This window comes from Thermosulfurimonas sp. (assembly GCF_015491435.1).
GTDB lineage: Bacteria > Desulfobacterota > Thermodesulfobacteria > Thermodesulfobacteriales > Thermodesulfobacteriaceae > Thermosulfurimonas_A.
The window spans coordinates 1-12,712 of record NZ_WFVX01000020.1 but is presented as its reverse complement, the minus strand read 5'-3'; the positions used below and the strand labels follow the sequence as shown (position 1 = coordinate 12,712).

At 57.7% G+C, this 12,712-nt stretch carries 10 protein-coding genes; 2 read left to right on the top strand and 8 right to left on the bottom strand.

Annotated features, from left to right (window positions below):
* Positions 1 to 178: 178 nt before the first annotated feature.
* From rplC to rpsL, 6 genes are all read right to left on the bottom strand, one after another.
* Entirely contained in the window at positions 179 to 808 is a 630-nt protein-coding gene (rplC, locus tag F8J34_RS00800) for a 50S ribosomal protein L3 (protein ID WP_297055386.1), read from the bottom strand.
* 20 nt (positions 809 to 828) lie between these two features.
* A complete protein-coding gene (gene rpsJ, locus F8J34_RS00795; protein WP_297055384.1) occupies positions 829 to 1,140 on the bottom strand; it encodes a 30S ribosomal protein S10 in 312 nt (103 codons plus the stop codon).
* 21 nt (positions 1,141 to 1,161) lie between these two features.
* Positions 1,162 to 2,361, bottom strand: a complete 1,200-nt coding sequence (tuf, locus tag F8J34_RS00790; RefSeq protein WP_297055382.1) for an elongation factor Tu — start codon at positions 2,359 to 2,361, stop codon at positions 1,162 to 1,164.
* A 14-nt stretch (positions 2,362 to 2,375) separates the two neighbouring features.
* Positions 2,376 to 4,460: an elongation factor G gene (fusA, locus tag F8J34_RS00785; RefSeq protein ID WP_297055379.1), complete on the bottom strand. Its 2,085-nt coding sequence runs from the start codon at positions 4,458 to 4,460 to the stop codon at positions 2,376 to 2,378.
* An 87-nt stretch (positions 4,461 to 4,547) separates the two neighbouring features.
* Positions 4,548 to 5,021, bottom strand: a complete 474-nt coding sequence (rpsG, locus tag F8J34_RS00780) for a 30S ribosomal protein S7 (RefSeq protein WP_297055375.1) — start codon at positions 5,019 to 5,021, stop codon at positions 4,548 to 4,550.
* Between the two features lie 13 nt (positions 5,022 to 5,034).
* Entirely contained in the window at positions 5,035 to 5,406 is a 372-nt protein-coding gene (gene rpsL / locus F8J34_RS00775) for a 30S ribosomal protein S12 (RefSeq protein ID WP_297055372.1), read from the bottom strand.
* Between the two features lie 212 nt (positions 5,407 to 5,618).
* Between rpsL and F8J34_RS00770 the strand changes: the two genes are divergently transcribed.
* Entirely contained in the window at positions 5,619 to 7,157 is a 1,539-nt protein-coding gene (locus tag F8J34_RS00770; RefSeq protein ID WP_297055371.1) for a sodium-dependent transporter, read from the top strand.
* A 74-nt stretch (positions 7,158 to 7,231) separates the two neighbouring features.
* Complete coding sequence (locus tag F8J34_RS00765) at positions 7,232 to 8,563, top strand: replication-associated recombination protein A (protein WP_297055369.1); 1,332 nt, start codon at positions 7,232 to 7,234, stop codon at positions 8,561 to 8,563.
* 37 nt (positions 8,564 to 8,600) lie between these two features.
* Here the strand turns inward: F8J34_RS00765 and F8J34_RS00760 are convergent, their stop codons facing one another.
* Both F8J34_RS00760 and F8J34_RS00755 read right to left on the bottom strand, forming a co-directional pair.
* Complete coding sequence (locus tag F8J34_RS00760; protein WP_297055364.1) at positions 8,601 to 10,289, bottom strand: DUF3373 family protein; 1,689 nt, start codon at positions 10,287 to 10,289, stop codon at positions 8,601 to 8,603.
* A gap of 164 nt (positions 10,290 to 10,453) precedes the next feature.
* Positions 10,454 to 12,712: AsmA-like C-terminal domain-containing protein (locus F8J34_RS00755; RefSeq protein WP_297055362.1), on the bottom strand; the 2,259-nt coding region annotated here is incomplete at its 5' end.

Here is a 12,712-nt window from a genome sequence, read left to right as displayed (position 1 = left end):
TGTATAAGAGACAGGTGCAGGCCGTGCCGGCCCGCCAGCGCGCCCGCTGCCACCGCACCACCTCGTGCAATAACCCCACCTTTACCGGTACGGCGTAAATATCCTCGGGAAGCTCCACCTCTCCCACTTTTTCCTTCTGACTGTTATAGACATCCACCTTCGGCATGGCCTCTACCCCTTACTTGAAATACACCATCACCCAGCCATTGGGCCAGCCAGGAACCGCTCCCTTCACCAGAAGGAGATGCTTATCCGGAATAACCTCCGCCACCAGGAGGTTCTTCACCGTCACCGTCTCGTTCCCGTAATGTCCGGGCATCTTCTTGCCCTTGATTACCCTGCCCGGAAAGGTGCTGGGACCGGAGGACCCGGGTTTCCGATGCACCTGCTTGGCCCCGTGACTCATGGGCTGCCGGCTGAACCCCCAGCGCTTGATGGCCCCGGTAAACCCACGCCCCTTGCTCTTTCCCGTAACGTCCACCCGGATCCCTTTCTCCACTCCCAGGCTCTCCAGGGTCAAAACCTGCCCCGGCTTGAACTGGGAGGCATCCTCCACCCGAAACTCCCGCAGGATGTAAAACCCGTGATCCAGACCCGCTCGCAGGAAGTGACCCCGCATGGGCTTATTAAACTTGGTGAGCTTCCTGGGCATAAAACCCAGCTGCACCGCATTGTACCCGTCGGTCTCCACGGTCTTCACCTGAACCACCGTACAGGGACCGACCTCCAGCACCGTTACCGGTATCACCTCCCCGGCCTCGTTGAAGATCCGGGTCATGCCCAGTTTTCTTCCGATCAGGCCTTCCACTATCATGGCTCCAACTCCTATTAAAGCTTGATCTCCACTTCCACTCCGGCCGGAAGCTCAAGCTGCATGAGGGCATCTATGGTCTGCTGCGTGGGTTCGAGTATATCCAGCAGGCGCTTGTGCGTGCGAATCTCGAACTGCTCCCGCGAGTTCTTGTCAATATGCGGAGACCGAAGCACCGTCCAGCGACTGATCTTGGTGGGAAGAGGAATAGGTCCCACCACCCTGGCCCCGGTATCCCGGGCCGTGCGCACTATCTCCGCCACCGAGCGATCCAGAACCTTATGATCAAAGGCCTTAAGTTTTATACGTATCTTCTGCGTCGGTACCATGACCTTCCTCGCCCACCCTCTTTATTCCAGAATCTTGGTGACCACTCCGGCTCCCACCGTCCGGCCACCCTCACGTATCGCAAACCTCAATCCCTCCTCCATCGCCACCGGCTTGATCAACTCCACCTCCAACTCCACATTGTCCCCAGGCATCACCATCTCCACCCCCTCCGGCAGCTTCACCACCCCCGTTACATCCGTAGTCCGAAAATAAAACTGCGGCCTATACCCGTTAAAAAACGGCGTGTGCCGACCCCCCTCCTCCTTCTTCAATACATATACCTCCGCCTTAAACTTCGTGTGCGGCGTTATACTCCCAGGCTGCGCCAATACCTGACCCCTCTCTACCTCATCCTTACCTACACCCCTCAACAACACCCCTATGTTGTCACCAGGCAACGCCTCATCCAATATCTTCCTAAACATCTCCACACTCGTCGCCACCGTCTTCACCGTCGGCCTCAATCCCACTATCTCCACCTCATCCCCAGGCCTCAATACCCCCCTCTCTACCTTCCCCGTCACCACCGTCCCTCGTCCACTAATCGAAAATACATCCTCTATCGGCATCAAAAACGGCTTGTCCACCTCCCTCACCGGCTCCGGTATGTACTCATCCACCGCCTTCATCAACTCCCAAATCGGACCACACCACTTGCAATCCTCCTTCCCACACCCACACTCCAACGCCTTCAACGCACTCCCCCTTATCACCGGCACATTGTCTCCATCATAACCATACTTCGTTAACAACTCCCTCACCTCTAACTCCACCAGATCCAACAACTCCTCATCATCCACCATGTCCACCTTGTTCATAAACACCACTATCGCCGGCACATTCACCTGCCTCGCCAACAATATGTGCTCCCGCGTCTGCGGCATCGGACCATCCGTCGCCGCCACCACCAGAATCGAACCATCCATCTGCGCCGCCCCAGTTATCATGTTCTTGATGTAGTCCGCATGCCCCGGACAATCCACGTGCGCATAATGCCTCTTCTCCGTCTCATACTCCACATGCGCCAGCTGAATCGTGATCCCCCTCTGCCTCTCCTCCGGCGCCTTGTCTATGTTCTCAAACGGGATGTACTCCGCTAAACCCTTCGTCGATAACACCTTCGTTATCGCACTCGTCAACGTCGATTTCCCATGATCAATATGCCCTATCGTCCCCACGTTCAAATGCGGCTTCTTACGCTCAAACTTCGGCTTGGACATCTCTTATACCTCCTCTACATCCCTTTCGCTTTCTTTATGATCTCCTCGGCCAGATGGGCCGGTACCTTCTCGTAGTGTGAAAACTGCATGGTAAAGTTAGCTCGCCCCTGCGTGAGCGACCGCAATTGTGTAGCATATCCAAACATTTCCGCAAGGGGCACAAAGGCCCGAATGACCTTCACATTGCCCCGGGCATCCATCCCCTCCACCTTTCCACGGCGGGAAGATATGTCTCCCAGGACATCACCCAGATACTCCTCCGGCGTTACCACCTCGAGCCGCATGATGGGCTCAAGGAGCACCGGGTTGGCCTTCTTGGCCGCCTCCTTAAACCCCAGCGAACCGGCAATGGCAAAGGCCAGCTCCGAGGAATCCACCTCGTGATAACTTCCATCCACCAGGCGGACCCGCACATCGATCACCGGATAACCCGCCAGCACCCCCTGCTCCATGGCCTCCCGCACACCCTTTTCCACCGCCGGGATAAACTCCTTGGGAATGGCTCCGCCCACAATCTCGGAGATGAATTCAAAACCCTTCCCCGGAGCCGGCTCCAGCACCAGCTTCACATGCCCGTACTGACCGCGACCACCGGTCTGCTTGATGTATTTGCCCTCGGCCTCGGCGGTGCTGGTAATGGTTTCCTTATAGGCCACCTCCGGACGCCCTACGTTCACTCCCACCTTGAACTCCCGCACCAGCCGATCCACGATGATTTCCAGATGCAGCTCCCCCATGCCCCAGATAAGGGTCTGACCGGTCTCCTGGTCGGTCTGCACCCGGAAGGAAGGATCCTCCAGGGCTATCTTCTGGAGGGCATTGGCCAGTTTTTCCTGGTCGGCCTTGGTCTTGGGTTCCACCGCCACCGAGATCACCGGCTCGGGGATCTCGAGCTTCTCCAGCTCGATGGGCTTGGTCTCGTCACACAGCGTATCTCCGGTGGTGGTTACCCGCAGACCTAGGGCAGCCACAATATCGCCGGCCTCGGCGCTGGTGATCTCCTCGCGATGCTTGGCGTGCATACGCACCAGACGCCCGATCCGCTCCCGCTTCCGTTTGGTGGAATTATAAACCGTAACCCCGGACTCCAGCTTACCGGAATAAATACGCAGAAAGGTGAGGGTCCCTACATAGGGATCGGTCATGATCTTGAAGGCCAGAGCCGCCAGAGGCTGATCCGGATCGGTAATCCGCTCCTCCACCTCCCCGGTGTCGGGATTGTAACCCTTGACCGGAGGAATATCCAGAGGAGAGGGAAGATAATCCACGATGGCATCCAGCAGGGGCTGAACCCCCTTGTTCTTGAAGGCCGAACCGCAGAGCACCGGCACAAACTTGAAGGCCAGAGTCCCTTCCCGAATGGCCTTCTTGATCTCCTCCTCGGAGATCTCCTCCCCCTCCAGGTATTTTTCCATGATCTCGTCGTTGATGTCCGCGAGGGTTTCCAGGAGATTGGTCCGAAATTCCTCGGCCTTGTCCCGAAGATCGGCGGGAATTTCCTCGAAATGATACCTGGCCCCCAGGGTCTCCTCCTCCCAGACAATGGCCTTCATACCCACCAGATCCACCACCCCCACAAAACTATCCTCGGCTCCGATGGGGATCTGCAGGGGAAGAGGCGTAGCCCCCAGACGGGTCCGAATTTCCTCCACCACCCGTTCGAAATTGGCCCCCAGACGGTCCATCTTATTCACAAAGGCAATCCGGGGGACCTTGTACTTATCGGCCTGACGCCAGACCGTCTCCGACTGCGGCTCCACCCCGCCCACCGCGCAGAAAATAACCACCGCCCCGTCCAATACCCGCAGACTCCGCTCTACCTCGATGGTGAAATCCACGTGACCGGGGGTGTCGATGATGTTGATCTTGTGACCCTTCCAGAAACAGGTGGTAGCCGCGGAGGTAATGGTGATGCCCCGTTCCTGCTCCTGGGGCAGAAAGTCCATGGTGGCGGTACCTTCGTGCACCTCACCGATCTTGTGCGTCCGCCCGGTATAATAAAGAACCCTCTCCGTAGTGGTGGTCTTCCCCGCATCAATGTGAGCCACAAAACCAATGTTGCGCGTAAGCTTCAACTTTTTGAGAGATTCCGCATCCATGGCCTTGCTCTCGCCTCCTTAAATTTCAAACATCAAACAAAACCCCCGCCTTCTTTTCCCGGGGGCTATACCTATCGTGAAGGGCCTCTACCAACGATAATGGGCGAAAGCCCGATTGGACTCCGCCATGCGGTGCGTATCTTCCTTCTTTTTAATGGCCGCACCGCGCTCGTTGTAAGCATCCCACAGTTCGTTAGCCAGACGCTCCACCATGGTCTTTTCGGAACGTGCTCTCGCCGCCTGAATGATCCACCGAATGGCCAGGGACTGCTGCCGCTCCGGCCGAACCTCCATGGGTACCTGATAGGTAGCCCCGCCCACCCGCCGGGAACGAGTCTCCAGCAGGGGCTTACAGTTCTCCACGGCCTTCTCGAATATCTTCAGGGGATCCTCACCCCCGGATTTCTTCTCCAGCAGATCCATGGCCCCGTAAAAGATACGCCGGGCCACACTCTTTTTCCCATCGCGCATAAGACAGTTGATAAACTTGGCTACCAGCACACTTCCATACTTGGGATCGGGCAAAACCTCTCTTTTGGGAACCGGACCTCTGCGCGGCATGGTTCAACTCTCCTTATTTCGGTCTCGGAGCCCCGTACTTGGACCGGGACTTCCTGCGATCCTGCACCCCGGCAGCATCCAGCGCTCCGCGAACGATCTTGTAACGCACCCCGGGCAGATCCTTCACTCGCCCTCCCCGCACCAGGACCACGGAGTGTTCCTGCAAATTGTGCCCGATACCCGGGATGTAGGCCGTAACCTCAATACCGTTGGTAAGCCGGACTCGAGCCACCTTCCGCAGCGCGGAATTGGGCTTTTTGGGGGTGGTGGTATAAACCCGCACACACACCCCCCGCTTCTGGGGACACCCCTCCAGCGCCGGTGACTTGGATTTACTCTTTCTTTTCTTTCGCCCGTAGCGTACCAGTTGGTTGAATGTGGGCATATCCTCAAAACCCCTCTTTAAAAACTTAAAAAACCCCCTCGGGACCCTGTCCCGCAGAAGGCGACCTCATATATACCGGGCCTCAGGGCCCTTGTCAAGCGGGGCCCCTCCGACCCCTTCGGGAACGTAAAGCCCTGCGGCCAGGGTTCGAACTTGCCAAAATTATACCTCTTTTATATAAGTTGGAAAAACCCGCACGGTGAGGGAAAGAAATGGCCAAGCGCGAACACTGGGGCTCACGGATCGGGCTCATCCTGGCTATGGCCGGAAATGCGGTGGGGCTGGGCAATTTCCTGAGGTTTCCCACTCAGGCCGCCCAGAACGGGGGCGGGGTCTTCATGATTCCCTATATGATCTCCCTTCTCCTCATCGCCATCCCCCTTATGTGGGTGGAATGGGGCATAGGACGTTACGGAGGGGTGCGCGGCCACGGCACCACCCCGGCCATCTTCGGTCTCCTCTGGAAAAATCCCCTGTCGCGATACATAGGCATCCTGGGGCTTTTTGTCCCCTTTGTGGTGGCCTGCTACTACGTGTATATCGAATCCTGGACCCTGGGATACGCCTTCTTCGCCCTGGCTGGAAAACTCCCCCGGGTGGCGGCGGAGACCGCCACCGGGACCGAGACCTATCTCCGTCCCTTCCGGGATTTCCTCCTCTCCTACACCGGGATGAAGGGTTCCGGAATGCTTTATCGTCCCTCTCTCGCGGCCTATCTCTTCTTTCTTCTCACCATGTTTCTCAACTATCTCATTCTGGTAAGAGGCATCTCCGGGGGGATCGAACGCTTCGCCAAGGTGGCCATGCCCATCCTCTTCGGCCTGGCCATCCTGTTGATGATGAGGGTGGTCACCCTGGAAACCCCGCTCGGAAGCGCAGTGCAGGGGCTGAATTTTCTCTGGGAACCCAAGTGGCAGGAACTGGGCAACCCCAAGGTATGGCTGGCCGCAGCCGGACAGGTCTTTTTTACTCTGAGTCTGGGGTTCGGGGCCATCATCACCTATGCCTCCTATCTCAAACGCAACGACGATCTCACCCTCTCGGCCCTTACCGCCTCCTCCCTCAACGAGTTCGCCGAGGTGGTTCTGGGGGGATCCATCGCCATTCCCGCCGCGGCGGCCTTTTTCGGGGTGGCCGCAGCCCAGACCATCGCCGCAAGCGGGGCCTTCAATCTCGCCTTCGTAAGTCTGCCCGCCATCTTCGCCAACCTTCCCCTGGGGTCTCTTCTGGGATTCTTCTGGTTCATCCTGCTCTTTTTCGCCGGCATTACCTCCTCGGTGGCCATCGCCCAGCCGGTCATCGCCTTCCTGGAGGATGAATTCGGGCTCTCCCGTAAAAAGGCGGTAACCTTCACCATGCTGGTCCTCTTTGCTCTGGCCCATTTTGCCATTCTGGTCCCCAAGGCCCTGGATGAAATGGATTTCTGGGCCGGAACCTTCTTCGTGGTGGTCTTTGCCCTGTGCGAGGTATTGGTCTTTTTCTGGGGGTTTGATCCCTCGGCGGCCTGGCGAGAGATAAACCGGGGCGGGCTCATCAAACTTCCCCGCATCTTCTTCTATATCATGCGCTACATAACTCCCTTCTTCCTGGCCCTTATCACCGGCTGGTGGCTTTTTAAGGAACTGCCCGGTTACCTGGAAGAAACCTCCCCGGCGGTGTGGTTCACCCGGGGGCTGCTCTTAGCCATCTTTCTGGCCTTTGGTATCCTGGTATATCTTTCCGGAAAAAAGGGGAAAAGCCATGAAAGGTAGCGCACTTCTTTTTATGCTTATATCCTGGAATATCATTACCGCTCTGTGCACCTTCTGCTTTACCCGGATGTTCTGTGGACGCAAAGAAAAAGGGCACTAAACCCCGAGAGTTCGGACTGTTTGCCCCCCGGCCACCGCTGGCCGAAAGGCTGAGGCCCCGGAACTTTTCCGAGTTCGTAGGGCAGGAACACCTTCTGGGCCCGGGGAAATTCCTGGCCCGGGTCCTCCGACAGAAGAAACTACCCTCCCTTATCCTCTGGGGGCCTCCGGGCTGCGGCAAGACCACCCTGGCCCGGCTTCTGGCGCAGGAGGTCGGAGCCCGGCTGGTTACCCTTTCGGCGGTGGATTCAGGAGTGAAAGAATTGCGGGCCGTAGTGGAAGAAGCCCGCCAAGCAGCCGGATCCGGAACCGTCCTTTTCATCGACGAGATTCATCGCTTCAACAAGGCCCAGCAGGACTTTCTCCTCCCCTATGTGGAGGATGGAACGGTTACCCTCATCGGGGCCACCACGGAAAATCCCTCCTTTTCGGTGATCGCTCCCCTGCTTTCCCGGTGCAAGGTCCTGGTACTGAAACCCCTTTCGGCCGAGGAGATCCGGAAACTCCTGGAAAGGGCCCTTAAGGACCCGGAAAGGGGCTACGGCCGGGAGAAACTCGAGGTTGAGCCCGAAGTCCTGGACCTCCTGGCCGGGGCTGCCGAAGGCGACGCCCGGGTAGCCCTCAATCTGCTGGAAACCCTGGTGGAGAGTGCTCCTCCGGAAGCGGATGGCCGGCGTCGAATCACCCGAAAGGAACTGGAGGACCTCCTTACGGAAAGGGTCCTGCGCCACGACCGGGCCGGAGAGGAACATTACAATCTCCTTTCGGCCTTTCACAAAAGCCTGCGGGGAAGCGACCCGGATGCGGCCCTTTACTGGCTGGTAAGGCTACTTGAGGCCGGTGAGGATCCTCGGGTTATCCTGCGAAGGATCATCGCCGCGGCCTCAGAAGATGTAGGTAACGCAGACCCCATGGCCCTGCTCGTGGCCGTGGCCGCCAAGGAGGCTTACGAGTTCCTGGGACTTCCGGAGGGAGAACTGGCCCTGGCCCAGGCCGCGGTGTATGTGGCCTGTGCTCCCAAGAGTAACGCGGTTTATAGGGGGCTTAAGGCCGCCCGGGAGGATGTCCGCCGCCACGGGGCCCTTCCAGTGCCCATGCATTTGCGCAACCCGGTAACCGCTTTGATGCGGGCCCTGGGCTACGGAAGGGGCTACAAGTATGCCCACGATTATCCCGAGGGCTTCGTGAAACAGGACTATCTCCCCGAGGAGTTACGCCACCGGCGTTATTATCTTCCCACCGAGCGAGGTTACGAAAAAACCCTTCGGAAACGACTACAAAAGTGGTGGAAGGAAGAGAAATCCTGAAAAGGGGCGGGGGTGATGCCCCCGCCCCGGAAGAGCCCTAGAAATAGACCTCAAAGGAGGCGTAGAAGTTGTACATGTGGTCCAGAGGTTCAAACATCTGAGCGTTGGCCGGCATCGGCTGCCCACCCATGAGGACCGTGTCATTAAGCTCATTGATCTCGTGAGGTTCACCCAGCCACAAACCGCTGCCGCTGTAGTTAAACCAGAAATACTGGAAGCCCAGGCGCAAAAAGACCCGCGCGTACTTGGAGAGGGCGTCTCCAGCCGGGAGATCCTGGATCCAGTAAACCTCGGCCACATGACCCCGGGTGACCAGTTTGTTGATGTAAAGATCGTCCGTGGCCACCATGAAGGGCATCCACCACTTGGAGCCGTAGTTGTACTCAAGACCCAGTTTGGCCCCGGAGACCCACGGCACCGGAATCCTGGCTCCCACATAGACCGCCCAACCCGTATGGGTGTCGGTATCTACCTGGCTCTTGGCCTGGGCAAAGCCGCCCAGCAGGGTGTAATACATCTTTTTGGCCACATAGTCGGTACCGTTATACATGTCGTATTCCATGGCGGCTACCTTGTCGGGATCGGTAATGGAGAGCCCGGCGGAGATGAAATAATCCACTCCCTCAAGTCCCAGATAGGGGATATCTACTTTATGCAACCAGGTGGCTCCCAGTTCGTAGATATCTCCCAGATTGTGGGTGGTGGTCACATGCATGGGACCGATCTTGGACATGAACCAGGTCCCCTCGGGGAAGTCCATTACTCCCTCGGCCTTGAAGGCCTGCACGATGAACAGCATGTTGCGATCGGGGTCATCCAGGACATCCCACACGAACCCGTAAAAGTCCACATCGTCCTTGGCCCGATCCCGATAGAGCTTGAACCCGGACTCAAAGCCGCGGCCGTAGCAGAAGCGGATGCGACCGGGCCAGGGCCAGCGGTACTGGAACCCGATGGTGGCCCCGTCAAAGGGGATATCGATGTTGATCCCCGAGGGAGAGGCCTCCCTCTTGTCCAGACCCTCACGCAGGTGCTGCGGGGCCCCGTGGGTGGTGGGCCGGCGACCGAAGGACATCCAGATGGGGTAGCCACCGATGTTCACCCAGTTGAAATAGGCCCGATCCACATAGAGGCGGCTGTCCGAGGGACGGACTCCAAAAGTAAAATTGTTGTTCATGCTCGGGAAGATCTCCGGAGAGGCATAGTCGTCGGACATACCCCAGATCTTGTAATAGGCCAGCCGCACCTTAACGTTGGTGTTTTCCGTGGGATTGACCTTGAAGTTGATCCGCATCCGGTTGGTCCACACGGTATCATTTTCTCGATGACCTTTGATGGGCCGAAAATGAGCCAGGTCCGTAGCATCGTAAATGGGGACCATCTTTTTGTAGTTGTTCGAATAATGGAACCCGTTGAAGTAGCTCCAGTAGCTCTCCGGTACATAGGCGCGGGTGGAATCCAGCCGGGTGCGAATGTCGCCCCAGATCTGGAACTTGCCCATGTTGTCCTTAAACTTGTCCACCACGTCGCTCATCTCGTCCACCGTGTCGCTGGTCTCCTCCTGGGCCTGCTTCATCTCCTCGAGCTGTTTCTTCAGCGTCTGGAGCTCCTGTTCCAGCTGCTGGATCCGCTGCAGAAGCTCGTCCTGCGATGCCCCGGTATAGGCCCAAAGCCCTCCGGGCAACACCAGAAGAAAAGCCAAAAGCAACCCTAAATATCGCACCATACTTCTACCTCCTATGTGGAGTTTTCCAGCCCTGCACAGGCTCTTCCCATCTTAATACCAAAAACTTTCTCATGTAAAGCTCCGTATTCTTACATAGGCCTTAACTATCCCATAAAATTCCATTTATTCCCATGCATACTAATTTTTCCGTATCCAAAAAGCTCCTACTTGGGCACTAGGATTCGCCCAGGAAGCTGAAACACCCGCTTAAAGAGCCCGAAGACCCCTTCCCCTATGGCCTTGGGGTCCAGAGGCAGGATGGTGGGATGATGGTAGGAACCCTTAACCCCGATAGGCACCGAAACCAGCATCTTGTCCCGTCCGGTAAGCACGAAGCCCACCACCGGTATATGGCTGATCAGGGTATCCACGGTCTTAAAGGGAGAGGCCAGGACCACCAGATCCAGACGCCCCTCCGGAAGGAAAATATCTCCCGAGGCAAAAAGGCGCAGCCCCGGTCCCTCCAGTCGCACCGCCTGGAGGTGTAAACGGGAACCGTACAACTGGCCGGTTACCAGGAGGTCCTGGTAGGGGAAACCCTTCTCCTCCAGGGAGGGAATCTGCCCCCGAAAGATATCAATAGGACTCAGAAAACCGAAAATCTTGGCCAGAAGACCGAAACGATTGATCTTTCCCGAGGGGGATTCCAGACGCAGGGTCCCCTTCCCCTCCTCGAACAAAGATTTTTTCCCTCGCAGATACAGATCGGCCTTAAAGGCAAAGGGGCCGGAGATGATTACCTCCTTCTTGCGGGAAAGACAGGGTAGAAGCCGGGCGAAATCCCCCGCCGGCTCAAAGATGGAAAGATGGAGGCTCTTTTGTCGGCCGTAGCTGTAATCTCCGCTCAGGGGAAGGCCACAAAACCGGGCTCGGGAAAAGACCACCTTCCCCGCCCCCGGATAGAGGAAAAGATCTCCCTTAAGGCCCTGAACCTCCCTTCCGGGGCTGAGCACCACCCGGTCGCAGTCCAGGGCAAGGTGCCCGGTGAGAAGGAATCTCTTCTTCCGGGAGCTCCGGGGGGCATAAAGGGTGCGCAAAGCGGGAATATCGAGCCGGCGAGAGCGCAGGGCCCCTTCAAAATGGAAGTTCTTGGGAGCCGCCTCCAGCCGGCCGGAGAGAAGGAGGTCGGAATCCCCGATACGTACGGAAAGCTGATCGAAACGAAAGACCCGTCCCAAACCGCGTACACTGAATCGAAGGATCCGGGGAGACCCACGTACAGGGAGGATGAAGTCGCCCCCTTCCAGAAGACCCTTAAAATGAGAAAGAAGGGGCCGGGAAGGACGAATTCGAGCCTGAAAATGGGCCTTGAAATACCCCTTGAGACCGGGGTTGGTCTCAAAGACGGCGGTGAGCACCTCCGGAGAGATCTCGCCCTCCAGAGCCAGGTCGTATTCCCCGGGGTAACGGGAAAGACCGAACTCCAGCTTTTTATCCCGGTAATTCAGCTTTCCTCCCTTTATCTCCAGAAGCCCTCGCGCCTTTTTCACCTCCGCTTCCACCGCGGCCCCATCCGGCGAAACACCGCGCAGGAAAAGACGCCAGGAACCATCTCCACCCCGGGAAAAGGCCAGTTTTTTCAGACGGAAGGGGGTCTTAAAGTAAAAACGCTGGGGCCAGCCGAACCTCTGATAAAGATGACGCATCAGCCCTGCGGATACCGTCCCCGAGCCCTCCAGGGAAAGCTCCGGAGAAGCCAGGGGTTTGTCGCCGGCCAGAAGAAGGGAGCTTCCCAGGGCCTGGATGGTCCCCGGGCCGAAACTCAGGGTCTCCTGGCGATAGGAAACCGGCAAATTCCTGAAGGATAGAGGAAGGGCCAGGGAGGGAAGATAGAAAGTCCCCTTGTCGAGTCGGGCCTCCACCCGCAGATCCTTTTTGAAGGAGGCTCCCACCAGCGGGCCGCTATAACTCAAAGAGACCAGCTCCAGACCCTGCAGAGAGAAACGGTACTTCTCTAGAAGTTCCTTTCCCGCAGGGAAACGAACCACCAGGGAACGCAGGACCCGAAAGGCGAGTTTCCCCCGGGCCTCCCGAACCTGAAGACGATAGGGACGACGGGAAAAATCCAGACTCGCGGTGAGACGGAGATTTCCCGGGACACCGGAGACCTGCGCTCCGGCCAGATAGATACGGCGCCCCTTCAAACCGAACTTCCCTCCGGAAACCGTAAGAGACCAGGGAAAAAGGGGAGACTTCAATTCTACCCGGCGGGGATGAAGGTAAAGTTCCACCCTGGGTCTGGCCCGGGTGCCGGAAAGAAGAAGGGTCCCGGAGACCGGCCCCCGCACGGACCAGCCCTTCAGCCTGTGGGCCACCTTACGACTGGCGGAACAGGCCGTGGCCAGAAGTTCCCGGGCCTCCCCGGAAAACTCGGCCCGCAGAGAAAAGGGAGCTGTACGATCCTTGAGATGAACGTGTACCTC

Coding starts and splice junctions, on each gene's coding strand:
- fusA (WP_297055379.1), bottom strand. CDS start 4,460: ATGGATGCGGAATCTCTCAAAAAGTTGAAGCTTACGCGCAACATTGGT.
- F8J34_RS00760 (WP_297055364.1), bottom strand. CDS start 10,289: ATGGTGCGATATTTAGGGTTGCTTTTGGCTTTTCTTCTGGTGTTGCCC.
- rpsG (WP_297055375.1), bottom strand. CDS start 5,021: ATGCCGCGCAGAGGTCCGGTTCCCAAAAGAGAGGTTTTGCCCGATCCC.
- rpsJ (WP_297055384.1), bottom strand. CDS start 1,140: ATGGTACCGACGCAGAAGATACGTATAAAACTTAAGGCCTTTGATCAT.
- rpsL (WP_297055372.1), bottom strand. CDS start 5,406: ATGCCCACATTCAACCAACTGGTACGCTACGGGCGAAAGAAAAGAAAG.
- F8J34_RS00770 (WP_297055371.1), top strand. CDS start 5,619: ATGGCCAAGCGCGAACACTGGGGCTCACGGATCGGGCTCATCCTGGCT.
- tuf (WP_297055382.1), bottom strand. CDS start 2,361: ATGTCCAAGCCGAAGTTTGAGCGTAAGAAGCCGCATTTGAACGTGGGG.